Below are 18857 nucleotides of genomic sequence, written 5' to 3' on the forward strand. Positions count from 1 at the left end.
CACCTCGCCTAGATGCATGCTGAGCCGATGTAGAGGTCCATCGTCGCGTGCAGGCAGCCCGGCTGCTCCGTCGCGACCTGGGACTCCCGGGTCGGCTGCAGCCGGTTGCGCCCGACGGCCTCGGGTGTGAAGAAGCGGAACGCGTCGTAGTGGCTGCAGCGGATCTGGTGGCCGTCGACCACGGCGTCGGTGGCCGCCGCGCCCAGACGCAGCGGCAGCGCGTGCCGGTGCTCGTCGGCGCGGTAGACCATCGCCCACTCGTGCAGCCCGAAGCACCCGGCGAAGACCGGCCGGCTCGCGGTGGCTGCGAGCAGCTCGCGCACGAAGTCCACCGTCGGCCCGCGGTCGGCCAGGTACCCCGCCCGGTCGAGGACGACCACGCCGTCGTCGCCGGTGCGGTACCAGCGCCACCCGGCGTGCGGCGCGGGGCCGTCGGCCGACGGTGCCAGCGCGGTGCCGATGCCGGGGTGCCAGCGCCGCAATCGCCCGGGCGTCTCGGAGTAGTACGTGAAGAGGAAGTCGTGCACCGGGTGGCTCTCGCCCCGCGTGCGCCGCTCGCGGTGCGGCGCCGCCCAGCGGTCGATCCGCGCCTCGTGCGCCGAGGCCCGCCGCTGCCACTCCGCCGCGGTCAGGGTGGTCATCGGCGGCACCCGGTCAGCCTATTCGGCCCCCTCCAGGGCACCGCCCCGAGCGTGCGAGGGGTGGGGAGGAGCGGTCCTCTCTCAGTCCGGGGCGTTGCCGGGGCGGACGACGCCGTCGTCGGCCTGGGCGTCCTCGTCGGTGGTCAGGGTCGCCGAGCCCTCGGGGGCGTCGTCGGTCTGGTCGGTGGCGACCGGGCCGTCGGTGGTGTCGGGGGACTCGCGGTAGCCGGTGCCCTCTGGTTCGCTCATACGTCTCGTCCTCCGGATCGTGGGGTGGGGCCGGAGACCTCGCCGGACGCGCCGGCGCGCGTGCCACGCGCCACGTCGCCGTCCGCGCGCGCGGGGAGGTCATCGCCCTGGGCGTTATCGCGCTCGATGGCCTCGTCGGCGGTGAGGGGCACGTCGTCGAAGCTCGACCCGGTGGCGCCGTTGTCGCTGTTGTCACCGGTGCCCGAGGCGGTCGGGATGTCCTGCTGGATCCGGTCGCTGCCCTGCGGGTCGCTCACGGTGCCTCCTCGGTCGACGTCGTCGTCGAACGGGCCATGCCCGGGCACCCCGGCCCGGAAACGACGACGGCCGCCGTCCCGGGAAGGGGCGTGGCCGTCGGACGCGGAGCGCTGCCTCAGAAGCAGGCCTCGTCGACCTCCATGAGGGCGTTGTCGGTGTTCTCGACGATGATCCGCTCGGAGGCCAGCCGCGGCAGCACCTGGCTGGTGAAGAAGCGGGTGGCGGCCAGCTTGCCCTCGTAGAAGAAGCGGTCCCTCTCGCTGACGTCCCCGGCCAGGGCGGCCAGGGCGACCTCCGACTGGCGCACCAGGAGCCAGGCGGTGACCAGGTCGCCGACCGACAGCAGCAGGCGGCTGCTGTTCTGGCCCACCTTGTAGAGGGCCTTCATGTCCTGCTGGGCCTCGGTGAGGTGGCCGAACATCGCCGTGAGCATGCCCTGGACGTCGTTGAGGGCCGCGGCGAGCGCCGCCCGCTCCTCCTTGAGGCGGCCGTTGCCCACCTCGTTGTCGATCGTCGCCTGGATCTGCCCGGCCAGCCAGGTCAGCGCGACCCCGCCGTCCTTGACGATCTTCCGGAAGAAGAAGTCCTGGCCCTGGATCGCGGTGGTGCCCTCGTAGAGGGTGTCGATCTTGGAGTCCCGGATGTACTGCTCGATCGGGTAGTCCTGCAGGAAGCCCGAGCCACCCAGGGTCTGCAGGGACTCCGCGGTCAGCAGCTGCGTGGCGCGCTCGGAACCGAAACCCTTCACGATCGGCAGCAGCAGGTCGTTGAGCCGGGCGGCGAGCGTCGCCTGCTCGCTGTCCGCGCTGCCCTCGGCCTCGGCGGCGGTGACCTGGTCGCGGAAGCTGGCGGTGTACAGGTACAGCGCCCGCATGCCCTCCGCGTAGGACTTCTGCAGCATCAGCGAGCGGCGCACGTCGGGGTGGTGGGTGATGGTGACCCGCGGGGCGTCCTTGGACGTCGCGGTCAGGTCGGCGCCCTGGACGCGGGTCTTCGCGTAGTCGAGCGCGACCTGGTAGCCGGCCGACAGGGTGGCGATGGCCTTGGTGCCGACGAACATCCGGGCGTACTCGATGATCTTGAACATCTGGGCGATGCCGTCGTGCACCTCGCCCACGAGCCAGCCCTTGGCCGGGACGGGGCCGTCGCCGAAGGTGACCTCGCAGGTCGTGGAGACCTTGAGGCCCATCTTCTTCTCGACGTTGGTGACGTAGGCGCCGTTGCGCTCGCCCAGCTCACCGGTCTCGAGATCGACGTGGAACTTGGGGACGACGAACAGCGACAGGCCCTTGGTGCCCGCCTTCGCGCCCTCGGGACGGGCCAGCACCAGGTGGACGATGTTGTCGCTCAGGTCGTGCTCGGCGGACGTGATGAACCGCTTCACGCCCTCGATGTGCCAGGAGCCGTCGGGCTGCTGCACGGCCTTGGTGCGGCCGGCGCCGACGTCGGACCCGGCGTCGGGCTCGGTGAGCACCATCGTGGCGCCCCAGCCCTTGTCGATCATGATGCGCGCGAGCTTCTTCTGGTCCTCGGTGCCCAGGTCGTACAGCGTCTGTGCGAAGGACGGCCCCGACCCGTACATGAACACGGCCGGGTTGGCGCCGAGCACCATCTCGAACGCGCCCCACGTCAGCACCGCGGGAGCTCCGAAGCCGCCGAGCTCCTCCGAGAGGTCCAGGCGGAACCACTCACCGGCGTCCAGCGCGCGGACCGACTTCTTGAACGACTCGGGCAGCGTCACCGAGTTCGTGGCCGGGTCGAACACCGGCGGGTTGCGGTCGGCGTCGGTGAAGGACGCCGCGATCGGGCCCTCGGCCAGCTTCCGGATCTCGGCCAGCACGCCGCGCGCCGTGTCGGCGTCCATCTGCGCGAAAGGCCCGGTGCCGAACCGGTCCTTGGTGTCGAGGAACTCGAAGAGGTTGAACTCCAGGTCCCGCAGATTGGCGGTGTAGTGCGTCATCGCTGTCGTTGCTCCCGTGCTCCGTGCCGGTGGACGGCGTTGCTACTCGCCGGTAACAAGAGATATTACCGGCTGGTAGCACGGAGACGGCGGCCCTCCACGCGGACACGCCCCGCAGGGGTGCCCGCGTGCAGCGTGGGTCAGGAGCGGTGCCGGCGGCGGGTGCGGAGCACGAGGCTGAGGAGCCAGCCGACCAGGGCACCGAGCACGGCCGCGATGAGCAGCGCGACGACGAGCGGGGCGTCGACGTCGATGAAGACGAGGCTGATCGGCACGGTCTCGCCGTTGAACACCACGAACAGGACCAGGACGACCGTCACGAAGATCAGCAGCCCGAGCGCGAGGCCGCGGCCGATCGTCCGTCCGGCCTGCCGGGTGCGGCCCGGGCCGGAGGGCTGGGTCGTCGGCACCGGGTCGTGGGCGGGCGCGGCCGACGGGCGGTCGAGCCCGACGCTCAGCGGGTCCGACGGTGTCCCGGACGTGCGGGGGTCGGGCGCGGTCACTGCGCGTCCGGCTCGGTGTCGGCGGGCGGCCAGGCGGGACCGGCGATCCCGTCGGCCGGGCCCTCGGTCGCACCCAGGGAGTCGCGGTCCTCGCCCGGCGCCTTCTCGGCGCCCAGGGGCTTCGCCTCGCGGTCGGAGCCAGCGTTGTTCTCGTCGGGCATGGTCACCGCCCGATCCTTCCCGCGCGGGAGGCGCGGGAAACGGGATCAGGGCTGGTCGGCGAGGGAGGGGCCGGCCTCGTGGCGAGGGTGGCCCTGGGTGCGCTCGCGCTGCTTCATGCGCGCCTCGAACACGTGCCGGTCCCCGCCGGCGAGCTCGTCGCGGGCACGCGCGTCGTAGTCGCGGAAGGCGCCCCAGTAGCCGGCGTCGAAGTCCTCGACGATCTGGAAGGTCCACCGGTCGGCGATGACGTTGCGGCCGACGAGGTCGCGGTCGAGGTCGGCGGCGAGGTCCGTCGCGCCCGCCTTCTCGAACAGGTCGACCGACTCCTGCAGCAGGCGGTCGGCCTTCCCGGTGAGCTGGTGGAAGGCGTAGAGGAAGCCGCGGGCCTGGTCGACCGTCTCGAGGGCCTCGGAGAGCTTGCCCAGCGCCTCGACCGTCGCGTCGTCGAGGTCGGGGCGGGTGCGGTCGGGGGAGGAGTGGTCGTTCGTCACCGGTCCATCGTGCGGGGGCGGGCCCCGCACCGCCGCTCAGGCGCGGGCGACCGCCGCGTCGATCAGCTTCTCCGCCAGCTGGCGGCCGTGCGCTGCCGGCCCGTCGGGCCCCAGGAGCCCGCCGGAGAGGTACATGCCGTCGATGATCAGGTGGATCTGCGCGGCGAGGTCCTCCCCGCCCCCGGGCACGATCTGGTCGGTCAGCCGCTCCAGCCGGGTGTGCAGCTCGAACTTGTAGTCCGCTGCCGCGCTGCGGGCGGGGTGCTGCGGGTCGTCGTACTCGCTGCTCACGTTGGTGAAGGGGCAGCCGCGGAAGCCGACGCGGGTGACGTCGCGCTCGACGGCGTCGACGACCGAGAGCAGGGCGGCGCGCGGGTCGCCTTCGAGCCGGACGAGCTCGGCGTCGATGAAGCCCAGCACCGTCGCGGACTTGCGGGTGAGGTAGGCCCCGACCAGGTCGTCCTTGCTCTTGAAGAGCCGGTACACGGTCATCTTGCCCAGGCCGGTCTCGCGGACCAGCTCGTCCATGCCGACGCTGCGCGAGCTGCGGCTGGAGAACAGCCGCTCCGCGGTGTCGAGCACGATCGCCTGACGTTCGGCCCGGCTCCGGCGAACCGGGGTCGAGATGTCGTCGACGGAGGCGAGGGGCATGGCGGCGGTCACGGCAGGCATGCTGCCCCAGCGTGGATCGGAGATGATCGCGGCACGCCGACCGTGGTTGCTCTGAGTGACGAGGGGTTTACGGGTTCTGCGAGGCGAGACGTGCCCGTGGGGCCGCTGTGATCACCCAGCGTGACCGGAGCGCCGAGCGGGCGGGGCGCACGGCCCCGCGGTGCTCAGGAGCGGCGCACCCGGCGGGGGTTGGCCAGCATCCGGGCCACGGTGGCGGCGGTCGACCCCGCGTCCTGCGTGTCGTCGGCGGAGGTCCGCGGCGAGGTGTCGGCTGCCCGGTTGTCGCGCTGGTCGTCGTCCATGCCTCCAGCCTGCCCTCCGGCCTGGCCGAGAAACCAGGTCATCCGCCCGATCCCCCGCTCAGGGTGAGAGATCTGCGTCACCTCCGCCGCGCGCCTCAGCCCCCGTCGGCCAGCGCCTCGGAGAGCGCGGCGAGCTGGGTGAGCTGCCACTCGACGAACGAGCCGTCCTCCGGTGGGAACTCGGTGAACTCGACGACGGGCACGCCGGCGTCCTCCGCGACGTCGCGCAGCCGGTCCGCGGTGCCGCCACCGGCCGCGCCGTCCCGGACCAGGACGTCGACCGCTCCCTCGCGCAGCGCCGTCTCGAACGCGTCGACGTCGTCCGCTGAGGGCTCGGACTCCGACCGGAGGCTCCGGAGGAAGCCCGACGGCGTCTCCTGGGTCAGGCCGAGCGCGCGGGCCATGGGGCCCCACGCGGTCAGCGTCGCGGCGCAGGTGCGCCCGGCGGCCCCGTCCCGGAGAGCGGCGACCGCGGCGACGTAGGGCTGCAGCTCCGCGGTCCACGCGGTGTGCTGGGCGTCGAAGTACGGTTCGGCGTCGGGGGAGAGGGTGGCGAGCTCCCGGGTCACGGCTGCGGCCACCTCCGGGACGACCTCCGGCTCGTACCAGAGCTGGGGATCGGGACGGCCCGCGCCGGAGCCGGCGACCTCCGCCGCGGTCACCACGACAGGGTCACCGTCGGACTCCGCCGCAGCCCCGACCGCCCACTCGTCGTAGCGGGCCCCGTTGACGACGACCAGGTCGGCCACGTCGAACGCGGCCCGGTCGGCGGGTACGACGTCCTCCGGGGCGTCGGCCGGGGAGGCCGCGATCGTCGTGACGGTGGCGCAGTCCCCGCCGAGGCGCCGGACGACGTCGCTCCACGCCGCCACCGACACCACCACGTCGAGGACCTCGCCGGGGCAGGCGGCCGGGTCGCCAGAGGTGACGGTGGCCGCGCTGTCCGGTGCACCGTCGTCCGAGCAGGCGGACAGGGCGAGGAGGGCGAGCGCCGTCAGCCCGGCGCGGAGAGGGGCGTGCCTCACACGTCCTCCCTCGCCGACGACCGATCGGTGCCGAGTATGGCGGACCGGATCGTCCGGAAGGCCGGGGCCCTCGTGGCGCTCAGACGTCGGGGGTGTCGGCGCCCCCGTCGAGCTCCTTGCCCTCGGCCGGCTCCTCGGGGTGCGGCGTCCGGCCGGTGCCCTCGGCGTCGCGGGACGGGGCGCCGCCCTCGGGCTGGTCGACGTCGGATGCGCGCTCGGGCTCGGTCATCGCGGGTCCTCCTGGGGCTCGGTGGGTCTCCCCGGCCCCTGTGCCCGTCGCCCTGCAGCGGAAACCGTCAGCCCACCTCGGTGGCCGTCGGCACGCGGTCCAGGACCGCCCGGACGTCGTCGTCGCCGGGGAGCGCCCCCCGGGCGCCCGGCCCGGTGGTCGACAGCGCGGCGGCCGCGACGGCGTAGCGGACGGCGCCCGCGAGGTCGGCGCCGCCGGCCAGCCCCTGCGCGAGGGCACCGGTGAAGCAGTCGCCCGCACCGGTGGTGTCGACGGCGTCCACCGCGAGCGCCTCCTGCAGCAGTGCCGGGCCGTCGCCGGAGGGGACGACGAGCGCTCCGCGCGCGCCGAGCGTCACGACCACCGCCCGCACACCGAGGCCGCGCGCCAGGGCGGCCAGCTCGGCGGGTGTCCGGTCGCCCGGAGCGGCCCCGGCCAGCTGCACCAGCTCGTGCTCGTTGGGCACGAGCACGTCGACCCGCGAGAGCAGCCCGTCCGGCAGCGCCCGGGGCGGTGCAGGGGTGAGGACCACGGTGCCGCCCGCGGCGGTGGCGGCGGCCTGGACCGTCTCCAGCGGCACCTCGAGCTGGAGCAGCAGCACGTCCGCGCGGTGCACCGGCTCGACGTCGACGTCGGCCGGCGACAGTGCTTCGTTGGCCCCCGGCGCGACGACGATCAGGTTCTCGCCGCTGCCCTCCTCGACCGGGATGGTGGCCGTCCCCGTGGGCAGACCGGGCGTGCGGTGCACCCGGCTGACGTTGACCCGGGAGCCTGCGAGCGCGGCCAGCTGCCGGTCGCCGGCGGCGTCCTCGCCGACCCGGCCCACCATGTGCACGCCGGGCCCGAGCAGGCCCGCGGCCGCCGCCTGGTTGGCGCCCTTGCCGCCGGGCGCGCGGGTGACCGACCGGCCGACGACGGTCTCGCCACGGCCGGGGAGCCGGTCGACGGCGACGAGCACGTCCTCGTTGACGCTGCCGACGACGGTCACGGACACGGGACCTCCACGGGGGGCTGGCGGGGTGGCGGGGAATCACCCAACCAGACGGCCGTTTCCCCGCTCCGGGCGAGCGGTACCGGAGGACCAGCACCGGAGCGGGACCCGAGCGGAGGACCGATGGCAGACGAGGACACCGGGACGATCCGGCGCGAGTTCGGCGAGGCGGTGAACATGACCGCGTCCGAGCTCGAGAAGTGGCTGGACAGCGACGAGTCGCAGGCGGTCGGGCAGAAGGACGGGGACGGCGAGTCCACCGGGCACGCATCGGGCCGCCGGATCGTGGAGCTGCTGCGCAGGAAGAACGACGACCTCACCGACGACGACTACGCGCACATGCGGAAGGTGCACGGCTACGTGCAGCGCCACCTGGCCCAGGAGCCGGCCAAGGAGGACGTCGAGACCTCGAAGTGGCGGTACTCCCTGATGAACTGGGGCCACGACCCGCTGAAGAAGGGCTAGACCCCGTGCCGCAGCCCCGCCCGGCCAACGACCCGGGGCAGTACGACGACCTGGTCGACCAGTGGTGGGAGACCACCGGCGGCTTTGCCGCGCTGCACTGGATCGCGGCCTCCCGCGCCGAGCACATCCCCCCGGCTGCCCCGGGGGAAGTGCTGGTCGACCTGGCCTGCGGTGGCGGGCTGATGGCGCCGCACGTGGCCCGCCTCGGCTACCGGCACGTGGGCGTCGACGTGGGGGAGGCGAGCCTGCGCGTGGCGGCGACGCACGGCGTGCTGCCGGTGGTGGGCTCGGTGCTGGCCGTGCCGTTGCCCGACGGCTGCGCCGACGTCGTCGTGGCGGGGGAGATCCTCGAGCACGTCGAGGACGACGTCGCGGTCCTCGCCGAGTGCGCCCGCCTGCTGCGCCCCGGCGGCACGCTGGTCATCGACGCGCTGGCCGCCACCCGCATCGGCCGCCTGCTCACCGTGACCCTCGCCGAGCGGCTGCCCGGGGGACCGCCGCGGGGCATCCACGACCCGGCGCTGTTCGTCGACCGCGCGCGACTCCTGGCGGCAGCCGACCGGCTGGACCTCGACCTGGAGCTCGTGGGGCTGCGGCCGTCGCTGCGCGACGCGGTCCGCTGGCGTGCCGGCCGGCGCCCCGGGGTGCGCATGAAGCCGGTCCGGTCCACCGCCGCCCTCTTCGCCGGTTACGGGCGGAAACGGTGACCGGGCACCGGCCCGATTGCGCACGTACCGTCGGGAGCATGACTTCGAGCGTGCGTGCCGTGGAGCGGCGCCCGTGACCGCGGCGGTCGTCACCGGGGCCGGTTCCGCCCTGCCGGCCGCCCTGGACCAGGAAGCGGCCTGGGACGGGTTCTTCGCCGCCCACTACGCCGACGTCCGCGCCGCCAAGCGGATCTTCCTCGGCGCCGGGGTCCGCCGACGGCACGCCGTGGCCAACCCCCTGGACGAGGACCTCAGCAACTGGGGCACCGGCGCCCGCATGGCGCGCTACGTCCAGGAGGCCCTGCCGCTGGGCAAGCAGGCCGTGGCCGGCGCGCTGGATTCCGCGGGTTTGGCGCCCGGCGACGTCGGTCTGTTCGCCGTCGCCACCTGCACCGGGTACGCCACCCCGGGCCTGGACATCCGGCTGGCCAGCGACCTGGGCATGCCGCCGGGCCTGCAGCGGCTGCTGATCGGCCACATGGGCTGCTACGCCGCCATCCCGGGCCTGGCCGCCGTGGGCGACTTCGTCGCCGCCCGCTCCCGGCCCGCGGTGCTGCTGTGCTGCGAGCTGACCAGCCTGCACGTGCAGCCGGCCCAGCGGGACCTCGAGCAGGTCGTGGCCCACGCGTTGTTCTCCGACGCCGCGGCCGCCGTCGTCCTGGAGCCCGGGGCGGGCCGTGGCCGCCGGCTGGCCGGCGTGGTCGCCCGCACCGACGCCTCCACCGCTGACCTCATGACGTGGGACGTCACCGACCTCGGGTTCCGCATGGGCCTGTCACCGCGGGTGCCGGGCGTGCTGTCCAAGCACGTGGGCGAGGTCGTCGACGAGCTGCTGGCCGGTGCCGGGCTGCGCGTCGAGGACGTGGCCGGCTGGGCCGTGCACCCCGGCGGGCCGAAGATCATCGACGTCGTCCGGGACGAGCTCGGGCTGGCCGAGGAGCAGGTGGCGGCCTCCCGCCGGGTGCTCTCCGAGCACGGCAACTGCTCGTCGGCCACGGTGCTGCTGGTCCTGCAGGAGATGGCCGACGTCGACGGCCCGGTGGTCGCGATGGCGTTCGGTCCCGGTCTGACGCTCTACGCGGCGCTGCTGCTCCCCGCTTGACGAAGTAGCCCTCCTCACGACCTCTCGCGCGCTCGGAGGCGGTGCCCTGGAGGGGGTCACGGGATAGCGTGTGTGTCGTGGATCACGTCGGGCCGGCGGTGCGGGTGTTCCTCGTGGACGACCACGAGGTGGTCCGCCGCGGCGTGGCGGAGGTGCTCGAGGACGATCCCGGTCTGATGGTGGCCGGCGAGGCGGGCTCGGTGGCCGAGGCGCTGGCCCGGGTGCCGGCGGTGCGGCCCGACGTCGTCGTCCTCGACATGCGGCTGCCCGACGGGAGCGGGGCGGACCTCTGCCGGTCGCTGCGCCGGCGCCTCCCCGGCCTGCCCTGCCTGGTGCTGACCAGCTACTCCGAGCCGGAGGCGCGCGAGGCGGCGATCCGTGCCGGGGCGACGGGCTTCCTGCTCAAGCAGGTACGCGGCCCCGCCCTGGTGTCCGCCGTCCACACCGTCGCCTCCGGGGGCACGCTGCTGGAGGAACTGCCCAGTCCGCCGCCCCGTCCCCGTCCGCCCGCTCCCGCCGGCGGCGACCGACTGGAGCTGTTGACCGACCAGGAGCGGATCGTGCTGCGCCTGATCGGCGAGGGGCTGACGAACCGGCAGATCGGCGAGCGCATGGGGCTGGCCGAGAAGACGGTGAAGAACTACACGAGCCACCTGCTGGCCAAGCTGGGGCTGGAGCGGCGGACGCAGGCGGCCATCCTCGCCACGCAGCTCCGCGAGACCGCCGGCGGGTGACGCTCAGCGGACGAGCGGCACCCACCACTCGACCTCGGTGCCCGACGGGCCACCGGAGGCGCTGAGCCGCCCACCGCGCCGTTCGGCCCGGTCGGCCAGGTTGGCCAGCCCGCTGCGCACGGTGATCGACGGCAGCCCGCAGCCGTCGTCGGCCACCTGCACGCGGACCACGTCGGTGACGGTGACGATGGCGGTGACCCGCTCGGCGCGGGCGTGCCGGACCACGTTGGTCACCAGCTCGCGCACCGTGGCGACGACGTCGGGCACGAGCTCGGCGGGCAGTTCCTCGACCTCCCCGTGCACCCGGAGGTCCGGGCGCAGGCCGTGCCCGTCCACCACCGAGCGCACCACCTCGGCCAGCCGGTGGCGCACGCCCTCGGGCGAGGCGTCCTGGTGCTGCAGCTCGAAGATCGACGTCCGGATGCGGGAGATCGTGCCGTCGAGCTCGTCCACCCGCTCGGCCAGGCGCTCGGCCAGCTCCGGGGACTCGGCCTCCACGGAGCGGCCGATCCGGTCCAGCGCCAGGGCGGTGGCGAAGATCCGCTGGACGACGTGGTCGTGCAGGTCGCGGGCGATGCGGTCGCGGTCGGCCTGGACCTGCAGCCGGCGTTCCCGCTGCTGACTGCGCACGAGCTCCAGCGCCACCGTCGCCTGGGCGGCGAACGCCGCGGCCAGGTGGAGCAGCTCCGGCTCGAAGGGCTGCAGGTCGCGCCGCCGCATCACCACCAGCGTGCCCAGAGCCGGGGGCCCGCCCAGCGGGATCAGCACGGCCGGGCCGTACTCGTGGGAGAACAGCGCAGCGAGCGCGGGGGCGCAGGTGGCCAGCCGCTGGAACTCGACGTCGGTCACCAGTCTCGGTCTTCCCGACCGCTGCGCCTCGCGCAGGACCTCGTCGTCCATCGGCACGAGGACGCCCTCTGCGTCGGCGCCGTTCGGCCCGACGGCCGCCATGACGCGCAGCGCCGCCTCGTCTCCCGGGACCGGCATCAGGACCCCGCCCGCCTGCGCCTCGGAGAGCTGGGCCACCCGACCCGCGGCCGCGCGGAGCACCTCGTCGGGGTCGGCGCCGGCGAGCAGCGTGGTCGAGATGTCCATGCCGGCCTGCGCCCAGGCCCGCCGCCGCTCGGCCCGCTCGAGCAGCCGGGCGTTCTCGATGGCCAGCCCGGCCACGGCGGCCAGCGCCTGCGTCGCCTCGACGTCGGCGTCGGTGAACGGGCCGCCGCCCTGCTTCTCGGTCAGGTAGAGGTTGCCGAACACGGCGTCACCCACGCACACCGGGACGCCGAGGAAGGACCGCATGACCGGATGCCCCTCCGGGAAGCCGCCGAAGGCGGGGTGGTCGGCGAGGTCCGCCAGCCGGAGGGTGACCGGCTGGGCCACCAGCAGCCCGAGCAGGCCCTCCCCCGTGGGCGGCGTGCCGATCCGCCGTCGGGTGTCCTCGTCCATGCCATGGATGACGAACCGGTCCAGCCGGCGGCCGTCGGAGCTGAGCACGCCCAGCGCGCCGTAGCTCGCCTCCACGTGCTGCACCGCCGCGCGGACCACCTCGTGCAGGGTCGCCTCGAGATGGCCGCCGTTCGCGGCGGCGAGGACGGCGGCAGCGAGCTCCGGTGTGCTGCGCGGGGTGTCGCCGGTCATCGGACCTCCACCCCGTCGGGCGGGGTCACGGCCCGACGGTAGGGGGGCCCGCCGACGGCGGGAAGGGGTTGCCGCGGCGTCCCGGACCGCCGCTCACGCGCCACGTGCGACGCGGCGGAGGGGCTGGCGGGGCAGAGCGGGGCGGAGCAGGCGCTTGCCCCCGGTGCCCACCATCACCAGGTCGGCGCCGTGCATCGCCGCGTCCAGGGCCTCGAAGACGGGGCGCTCGAGGATGGCGGTGCGGGTCCGCCCGGTGATGCCGGTCTCGGCGACGGCGCGGAGGACCAGCGCCTCGAGGTGGTCGCGGGACGCCTGCTGGGTGCGCCGCGGCATCCGGGCGGTGCCTTTCAGCGGGTCATCCTCCGGTGCGTGGAGGACGCTGACGGCCACCACCGTGGCCTCGCGCCGGGCGGCCTCGCGCAGGGCCCAGACGAGAGCGCGATGTGCCTCCGCGGACCCGTCCACCTCGACGAGCACCCAGGGCGCCCGGCGACGCGACGTCGGTGGCGCCCCCCGGGCGCCTTCGCCGTCGTCGGCCCGGAGATCCTCCTGCGGGCGCGCGTGGGGAGTCGGCTCCGCGTGGGCGTAGGGAGCTGGCCGGCTCATGCAGACGATCCTGGTCCGCTGGGCGGTCTTTCCACAGGGCCCAAGGGCCTCACCGGCGGCGTCCGACCGCTCTCGCGGCGCCCCGGCCCGGCCCGGCTGCCTCGCCCGGAGGGGGAGTGTGATCTGGGCAACTCAAGAAGGCGGCCGGATCCCCCGATGCGAAGGGTATGGAGCCACTCCGCCGGTTGCGCGCGACCAGCCTGCTCACCCGGTTCGCCGTGCTGAGCCTGCTGCTCACGATCGCGGTCGGTGTCGTGCTCTCCTCGACGCTGACCACCGTCATCGAGGACCGCGCACGTCAGCAGGCCGAGGACGCCGCCCTCATGGCGGTGCGCCTCGGGCTCCAGCCGCAGTTCAGCCGCGCCGACCTCGCTGCCGGTTTCGACGCCGCGCGACTGGCCGACGTCGAGCAGGCCGTCGACGACGCCTCCGCGCAGTTCGGGGAACGCGGCACGGCGCTGGCCGCCTTCGACCCTGTCGAGCTCAAGGTGTTCGGCGCGGACCGGACGATCCTCTACCACTCCGAGCACCCCGAGCTCGTCGGCGAGATCTCGACCTCGGGGGAGCTCCGCTCCGCGCTCGCCGGGTACGTCGTGTCCGGCTTCGCGCACTCCGCCGACGACGGCGCGGACAGCGAGGACGGCGCGCACCAGCTGCTGGAGGTCTACGTCCCGCTCCAGTACGACGGCGTCGCCGCGCCGGACGGCGCCATCGAGCTCTACCTGCCCTACGCGCCGGTGGCGGCCGCGGTCCGTGACGACGTCCGCACCATGACCGTCACGCTCGGCGTCAGCCTCGCCGTCTTCTACCTGGTCGTCTTCCGGCTGATCGCGTCGGCTTCGACGCGGATGCGCCGGCAGGCGGAGGCGCTGGGTGCCTCCGCCGACCGCGACCGTCACCGGTCCACGCACGACGCGCTCACCGGGCTGCCCAACTGGGTCCTCCTGCGGGACCGCCTCACGCAGGCGCTCGCCGCGGCCGCCCGCTCGGAGAGCGAGGTGGCCCTGCTGCTCATCGATCTCGACCGCTTCAAGGAGATCAACGACAGCCTCGGGCACTCCTACGGCGACAAGCTGCTGGGCCAGGTCGGTCCGCGGCTCCGCTCGGTGCTCCGGGACATGGACACCGTCGGGCGCCTGGGCGGTGACGAGTTCGCCGTCCTGCTCCCGTCGGTGGACGGCGTCACGGAGGCCGAGGCCGTGGCCGAGCGGCTGCGCCAGGCCCTCCACCAGCCCTTCGACGTCGACGGCGTCATCCTCGACGTGGAGGCCAGCATCGGCATCGTGCTGTCCCCCTGGCACGGCGCAGACAGCGAGGAGCTGCGCCGCAACGCCGACATCGCGATGTACGCCGCCAAGGAGCTGAAGGCCGGCGCGGTCGTCTTCCAGCCCGAGGTGCATGCCACCACCCCGGTGCGGCTGTCCGTCCTGGGTGACCTCCGGCGCGCCCTCGACAACGACGGCGAGCTGTTCCTGCACTACCAGCCCAAGGTCGCCCTGGACGGCGAGCGGATCGAGGGCATGGAGGCCCTGCTGCGCTGGCAGCACCCCACCCAGGGGCTCATCCCCCCGGGCGAGTTCATCCCGGTGGCCGAGGGGACCGGCATCATCCTGCGGCTGACCGAGCGGGTGCTGGACCTGGCCCTCGCCCAGCAGCGGTGCTGGGTGGACGCCGGCACCGCTGTCCCGGTAGCGGTCAACCTCTCCACGCGCTGCCTGCTCGACGCCGGCCTGCCCGACCGGGTGCAGCGGCTGCTCGCCGAGCACGGGGTGCCGGCCGCCCTGCTGCGGCTCGAGGTCACCGAGAGCGCGGTCATGGGCGACGCGGCCCGCTGCATGGACGTCCTGCAGCGGCTGCACGACCTGGGCGTGCACCTCTCCATCGACGACTTCGGCACCGGGTACAGCTCGATGGCCTACCTCCGCCGGCTGCCGGTCGACGAGCTGAAGATCGACCGCTCGTTCGTCCTGGGCATGACCACCACCTCGCAGGACCTGGTCCTGGTGCGCACCGCGATCGACCTGGGGCACAACCTGGGCCTGACGGTCGTGGCGGAGGGCGTCGAAGGGGGCGAGCACGTCGTCGCGCTGCGGGCGCTCGGGTGCGACGTGGCCCAGGGCTACCACTACGGCCGGCCGATGGCGGCCGGCCCGATGAGCGAGGTGCTGTCCCGGATGGGCACGATCCACCAGGGCCAGGTGCCCTCGGACCGCTGATCACCTGCGCCCGAGGGATCGATGCGTGGAGCGGGTGACGAGAATCGAACTCGCACTGTCAGCTTGGGAAGCTGATGTTCTACCATTGAACTACACCCGCGTACCGCTCTGACCTGCGCACTTCCCGAGCAGACCCACGGCCGGCGGCCGAGCGAGCGATCGCGGTGAGATTACACGAAGCGCCCGCTGCGTCGACCGGCGGGAGCGGCCCTCGAGGCGCCCACTCCGCCTGTCCGCCCCGGAGGAGGCCCGACGATGCAGGCGTACGACCTCAAGCGCGAGCGCAGGGACCTGTACGCGCCAGGACGCGAGTTCGCGGTCGTCGACGTGCCGGAGATGGCGTTCCTGATGGTCGACGGGCACGGCGATCCCAACACCGCGCCGGCCTACCGTGCCGCCGTCGAGGCGCTGTACACCGCCGCCTACGCGGCACGGGCCGTGGCGAAGGCGGCGCTGGGGCGGGTCCATGTCGTGGCCCCGCTGGAAGGGCTGTGGACCGCTGCCGACCTGGCCGTCTTCCGCACCCGGGACAAGAGCGCGTGGAACTGGACGATGATGATCGCCCAGCCCGACTGGCTGACCCCGGAGATGGTGGACGAGGCGCTGACAGCGGCCCGGAGGAAGAAGGGGGCGCCCGCGGCGCTCGACCTGCTGCGCTTCGAGCGCTACGCCGAGGACCGGAGCGTGCAGGTCCTGCACGTGGGTCCCTACGACGACGAGGGCCCGACGCTCGCCCGCCTGCACGACGAGTACCTCCCGGAGAACGGGCTCGTGCCGACCGGGCGGCACCACGAGATCTACCTCTCCGACCCGCGGCGGATCGAGCCCGCCAGTCGCCGGACCGTCCTCCGCCAGCCCGTGGCCCCGGCTGCCTGACCTCGGCCCCGCCCTGTTGCACCCGTTGGATGAGAGCTCTCTCATCCAGCTCTCACGCGCAGGTCACCGGTCCGGTGCAGGCTGGGCCCGTGCGCATCCGCCCGGCCCTGCTCGCGGCCTCGGCGGTCGTGCTGCTCGCCGTGCTGCTCGGGGGATGGTTGCTGATGCGGCCGGTCGACCCGGCCGGCGGCACGGTGCCGGCGCCGATCACCGTGCCCGGCCGGCCGTCGGGCACGGTCTCACCGACCCCGCCGCCGACCGGGACGCCGCCGGACCCCGTCCCGGTGCCGGGTGACGTGGTCCCCCCACCACCGGTGCCTGACGACGACGGCCCGGACGACGACGGCCCGGATGACGACGGCCCGGACGACGACGGCCCGGATGACGACGGCCCGGATGACGACGATGGCGGCTGACCGCCACACCCTGGGACGGTGGGCGCCGCGGGCGGCGCGCACCCGCATCATCGGCTGGGTCCTCCTCCTGGTGCTGCTCGCCCTGGCGCTGGTCACCTTCGTCACCTGGCGATTGCTGATCCGGACCATCGACGAGCGCATGGACACCGCGCTGCGGGCCGAGGTCGAGGAGTTCACCCAGATCGCATCGGCCGACGTCGACCCGGACACCGGTCGTCCCTTCGCCACCGTCGACGACGTCCTGCAGACCCTGATCACCTACAACCTGGCCCGACCCAACGAGAAGTTCCTCGGCTACGTCGACGGGCGGTACCGCTTCCAGAGCCGGATCGAGGCGCCGATCCTGCTCAGCGAGGACCCCGCCTTCACGGCGCTGGCCGGCTCGGTGACGGACACCGCGATGGGCAGCTACGACAGCGCGGCCGGCGAGGTCCGCTACCTGGCCGTCCCGGTGACACTGGCGAGCGATCCGTCGCGGGGGGTCGCCGTCGTGGCCTACTTCGCCGACCAGGAACGGGAGTCCGCCGACGAGTCCGCCCAGCTCATGCTGGCCGTGGGCGCGGGCACGATGCTCCTCGCCGCTGCCGGCGCCTGGGTGGTGGCGGGCCGGGTGCTGCAGCCGGTCCGGGACGTCGCGGCCACCGCCCACGGCATCACCGAGACCGACCTCTCCGGCCGCATCCCGGTGGACGGCCGGCCGGGAGACGAACTCACCGAGCTGGCCGTGACGGTCAACGCCATGCTGGACCGGGTGGAGCGCGGCGTCGCGGCGCAGCGGCGCTTCCTGGACGACGCGGGGCACGAGCTGCGCACGCCGATCACCATCGTGCGCGGGCACCTGGACGTGCTGGACCCCGCCGATCCGGCCGACGTCCGCGAGACCGTGGCGCTGGTCGACGACGAGCTGGACCGGATGAACCGGCTCGTGTCGGACCTCCTGCTGCTCGCGCGGGCCGAGCAGCCCGCCTTCGTGCGACCGCAGCCGGTGGACGTCGCCGCCCTGACCGCCGACGTGTTCGGCAAGGTGCGCCGTCTTGCCGAGCGCGAGTGGGTGCTGGAGACCGCCGCGGACGCCGACGTGCCGCTCGATCCGCAGCGGGTGACCCAGGCGCTGGTGGCGCTGGCGGACAACGCCGCCAGGTACACCGCGCCCGGTGACCGGATCGCGCTCGGCAGCCAGGTGTCCGGCGGCGAGCTGCGCTTCTGGGTGTCCGACTCCGGACCGGGGATCGCCGAGGAGGACCGCGCGCGGGTGTTCGAGCGGTTCGCCCGAGGCGCCGCCGGTGCCCGCCGGTCCGACGGTGCGGGGCTCGGGCTGTCGATCGTCCAGGCCATCGCAGCGGCCCACGGAGGGCGCGTCCTGCTCGACGGCCGGCCGGGGTCCGGCGCCACGTTCACCGTCGTCCTGCCGGCCGACGCCCACCGTCCGCAGGAGGACCCATGAGCCGCGTGCTGATCGCCGAGGACGAGCCCCGCATCGCCTCCTTCATCGAGAAGGGGCTGCGGGCCAACGGGTTCTCGACCTCCGTGGCGGCCGACGGGGGCGCCGCCCGCACGCAGGCGGCCAGCGGGGAGTTCGACCTGCTGGTCCTGGACATCGGACTGCCGGTCATGGACGGCTTCGAGGTGCTGCGCCGGCTGCGCGCCGAGCGGAACCCCATCCCGGTGATCATCCTGACCGCGCGGGACAGCGTGCAGGACACCGTGGCGGGGCTGGAGGGCGGCGCGGACGACTACATGCCCAAGCCCTTCCGGTTCGAGGAGCTGCTCGCCCGGGTGCGGCTGCGGCTGGCGACCGACCGCACGGTCGAGCTCACCGTGCTCACCTGCGGCGAGCTGTCCCTGGACCTCCGTACCCGCCGGGCGCGGGTCGGGGACGCGACGGTCGACCTGTCCGCGCGGGAGTTCGCGCTGGCCGAGACGTTCCTGCGGCACCCGGGCCAGGTGCTGGCGCGGGAGCAACTGCTCAGCCACGTGTGGGGCTATGACTTCGACCCGGGTTCCAACGTGGTCGACGTCTACGTGCGGTACCTGCGCCGGAAGATCGGCGCCGACCGGATCGAGACGGTGCGCGGGATGGGCTACCGCCTCGTCGAGGACTGACCGGTACGACGGGACCGCCGGCCCGCACGCTTCCCCGGGGCGGGGCGCGCGGACCGGCGGTCGCGGCGGTGCGGCCGGGATCAGTTGTCGGGGGAGGCCGCGGACTGGGCCGACTGGGCGGTCTGGGCGGTCTGGACGTCGTCCGGGGTGGCGTCGTCCGGGGTGGCGTCGTCCGGGGTGGCGTCGTCGGGGGTGGCCGTGTCGGGCGAGGCGTCGTCGGTGCTGTCGATGGCGCTCTCGTTCGGGGAGTCGGCGCTCTCGGGCGAGGCGTCCACCGGCGCGTCGACCGGCGCTTCGACCGGGGCGTCGGCCGGGGCGTCGACGGCGGCGACCGAGACGCCGGCGGGGAGTGGCCGGTCGCGGTCGTCGTCGGCAGCCGCGACGCCGATGCCGGTGGCGCCCAGGCCGGTCAGCGCTGCGCCGAAGGTGACGATCTTCCAGGTGGCGGGGCGGTGGGTCATGTCGTGCTCCTCGTGCTGGGGGGTCTCGCTCGGACGACTCCAGGTTCTCC

Annotated in this window: 24 protein-coding genes and 1 tRNA gene; 9 read left to right on the top strand and 16 right to left on the bottom strand. The window is 74.1% G+C overall.

Annotated elements, in window-relative coordinates:
* Nucleotides 1-8 precede the first annotated feature (8 nt).
* The 12 genes from BLS70_RS21090 to BLS70_RS13945 form a co-directional block, all read right to left on the bottom strand.
* A complete protein-coding gene (locus tag BLS70_RS21090; protein WP_091768992.1) occupies nt 9-641 on the bottom strand; it encodes a hypothetical protein in 633 nt (210 codons plus the stop codon).
* Nucleotides 642-722: 81 nt separating this feature from the next.
* The gene (locus tag BLS70_RS20835) at nt 723-890 is read right to left on the bottom strand and encodes a hypothetical protein (RefSeq protein ID WP_176946416.1); all 168 of its coding nucleotides are present in this window, start codon (nt 888-890) and stop codon (nt 723-725) included.
* Entirely contained in the window at nt 887-1147 is a 261-nt protein-coding gene (locus BLS70_RS13915; RefSeq protein WP_091769356.1) for a hypothetical protein, read from the bottom strand. Before BLS70_RS13915 ends, BLS70_RS20835 begins: the two co-directional genes overlap by 4 nt.
* Nucleotides 1148-1263: 116 nt before the next feature.
* Complete coding sequence (locus BLS70_RS13920) at nt 1264-3108, bottom strand: acyl-CoA dehydrogenase (RefSeq protein ID WP_091768995.1); 1845 nt, start codon at nt 3106-3108, stop codon at nt 1264-1266.
* Between the two features lie 140 nt (nt 3109-3248).
* Nucleotides 3249-3611 carry a LapA family protein gene (locus tag BLS70_RS13925; RefSeq protein ID WP_255362470.1) on the bottom strand — a complete coding sequence of 121 codons (363 nt, stop codon included), beginning with the start codon at nt 3609-3611 and terminating at the stop codon, nt 3249-3251.
* Nucleotides 3608-3778, bottom strand: coding sequence for a hypothetical protein (locus tag BLS70_RS20840; protein ID WP_176946417.1), 171 nt, complete (start codon nt 3776-3778; stop codon nt 3608-3610). Before BLS70_RS20840 ends, BLS70_RS13925 begins: the two co-directional genes overlap by 4 nt.
* Before the next feature lie 39 nt (nt 3779-3817).
* On the bottom strand, nt 3818-4264 hold the full coding sequence (locus BLS70_RS13930; protein ID WP_091768998.1) for a hypothetical protein: 447 nt from the start codon (nt 4262-4264) through the stop codon (nt 3818-3820).
* Nucleotides 4265-4300: 36 nt separating this feature from the next.
* Nucleotides 4301-4936: a TetR/AcrR family transcriptional regulator gene (locus tag BLS70_RS13935; protein ID WP_091769001.1), complete on the bottom strand. Its 636-nt coding sequence runs from the start codon at nt 4934-4936 to the stop codon at nt 4301-4303.
* A 164-nt stretch (nt 4937-5100) separates the two neighbouring features.
* Nucleotides 5101-5238 (bottom strand): hypothetical protein, encoded by a 138-nt coding sequence (locus BLS70_RS20845; protein ID WP_176946418.1) that lies wholly within the window; start codon nt 5236-5238, stop codon nt 5101-5103.
* Nucleotides 5239-5333: 95 nt separating this feature from the next.
* Entirely contained in the window at nt 5334-6263 is a 930-nt protein-coding gene (locus BLS70_RS13940; RefSeq protein ID WP_091769005.1) for a metal ABC transporter solute-binding protein, Zn/Mn family, read from the bottom strand.
* Between the two features lie 79 nt (nt 6264-6342).
* Nucleotides 6343-6492: a hypothetical protein gene (locus tag BLS70_RS20850; protein WP_176946419.1), complete on the bottom strand. Its 150-nt coding sequence runs from the start codon at nt 6490-6492 to the stop codon at nt 6343-6345.
* Between the two features lie 67 nt (nt 6493-6559).
* Entirely contained in the window at nt 6560-7486 is a 927-nt protein-coding gene (locus BLS70_RS13945; protein ID WP_091769008.1) for a ribokinase, read from the bottom strand.
* Between the two features lie 120 nt (nt 7487-7606).
* Between BLS70_RS13945 and BLS70_RS13950 the strand changes: the two genes are divergently transcribed.
* From BLS70_RS13950 to BLS70_RS13965, 4 genes are all read left to right on the top strand, one after another.
* Nucleotides 7607-7948, top strand: a complete 342-nt coding sequence (locus BLS70_RS13950) for a DUF3140 domain-containing protein (protein ID WP_091769011.1) — start codon at nt 7607-7609, stop codon at nt 7946-7948.
* A gap of 5 nt (nt 7949-7953) precedes the next feature.
* Nucleotides 7954-8655, top strand: a complete 702-nt coding sequence (locus BLS70_RS13955; RefSeq protein ID WP_091769014.1) for a methyltransferase domain-containing protein — start codon at nt 7954-7956, stop codon at nt 8653-8655.
* A 73-nt stretch (nt 8656-8728) separates the two neighbouring features.
* Nucleotides 8729-9757, top strand: a complete 1029-nt coding sequence (locus BLS70_RS13960; protein ID WP_091769017.1) for a type III polyketide synthase — start codon at nt 8729-8731, stop codon at nt 9755-9757.
* A 77-nt stretch (nt 9758-9834) separates the two neighbouring features.
* Nucleotides 9835-10491 (top strand): response regulator transcription factor, encoded by a 657-nt coding sequence (locus BLS70_RS13965; protein ID WP_091769020.1) that lies wholly within the window; start codon nt 9835-9837, stop codon nt 10489-10491.
* Nucleotides 10492-10494: 3 nt separating this feature from the next.
* On the opposite strand, the gene BLS70_RS13970 is transcribed toward BLS70_RS13965, so the two are convergent.
* Complete coding sequence (locus tag BLS70_RS13970) at nt 10495-12129, bottom strand: GAF domain-containing sensor histidine kinase (protein ID WP_091769023.1); 1635 nt, start codon at nt 12127-12129, stop codon at nt 10495-10497.
* A gap of 93 nt (nt 12130-12222) precedes the next feature.
* Nucleotides 12223-12735 carry a universal stress protein gene (locus tag BLS70_RS13975; protein ID WP_091769026.1) on the bottom strand — a complete coding sequence of 171 codons (513 nt, stop codon included), beginning with the start codon at nt 12733-12735 and terminating at the stop codon, nt 12223-12225.
* Nucleotides 12736-12920: 185 nt separating this feature from the next.
* On the opposite strand from BLS70_RS13975, the gene BLS70_RS13980 reads away from it, so the two are divergent.
* Nucleotides 12921-14951 carry a putative bifunctional diguanylate cyclase/phosphodiesterase gene (locus BLS70_RS13980; protein ID WP_091769029.1) on the top strand — a complete coding sequence of 677 codons (2031 nt, stop codon included), beginning with the start codon at nt 12921-12923 and terminating at the stop codon, nt 14949-14951.
* 26 nt (nt 14952-14977) lie between these two features.
* Here BLS70_RS13980 and BLS70_RS13985 read toward each other — a convergent pair.
* Nucleotides 14978-15051, bottom strand: a tRNA-Gly gene (locus BLS70_RS13985).
* 155 nt (nt 15052-15206) lie between these two features.
* Here BLS70_RS13985 and BLS70_RS13990 point away from each other — a divergent pair.
* The 4 genes from BLS70_RS13990 (at nt 15207) to BLS70_RS14005 (ending at nt 18346) form a co-directional block, all read left to right on the top strand.
* On the top strand, nt 15207-15827 hold the full coding sequence (locus BLS70_RS13990) for a GyrI-like domain-containing protein (protein ID WP_091769032.1): 621 nt from the start codon (nt 15207-15209) through the stop codon (nt 15825-15827).
* Between the two features lie 89 nt (nt 15828-15916).
* Entirely contained in the window at nt 15917-16243 is a 327-nt protein-coding gene (locus BLS70_RS13995) for a hypothetical protein (protein ID WP_091769035.1), read from the top strand.
* A complete protein-coding gene (locus BLS70_RS14000; RefSeq protein ID WP_255362471.1) occupies nt 16179-17687 on the top strand; it encodes a sensor histidine kinase in 1509 nt (502 codons plus the stop codon). Before BLS70_RS13995 ends, BLS70_RS14000 begins: the two co-directional genes overlap by 65 nt.
* On the top strand, nt 17684-18346 hold the full coding sequence (locus BLS70_RS14005; protein ID WP_091769038.1) for a response regulator transcription factor: 663 nt from the start codon (nt 17684-17686) through the stop codon (nt 18344-18346). The genes BLS70_RS14000 and BLS70_RS14005 overlap by 4 nt, the downstream gene beginning before the upstream one ends.
* 80 nt (nt 18347-18426) lie before the next feature.
* Here the strand turns inward: BLS70_RS14005 and BLS70_RS14010 are convergent, their stop codons facing one another.
* Nucleotides 18427-18807, bottom strand: a complete 381-nt coding sequence (locus BLS70_RS14010; protein ID WP_091769042.1) for a hypothetical protein — start codon at nt 18805-18807, stop codon at nt 18427-18429.
* Nucleotides 18808-18857: the final 50 nt, after the last annotated feature.

It is taken from the genome of Blastococcus aurantiacus, from assembly GCF_900102425.1.
Taxonomy (GTDB): Bacteria; Actinomycetota; Actinomycetes; order Mycobacteriales; family Geodermatophilaceae; genus Blastococcus; species Blastococcus aurantiacus.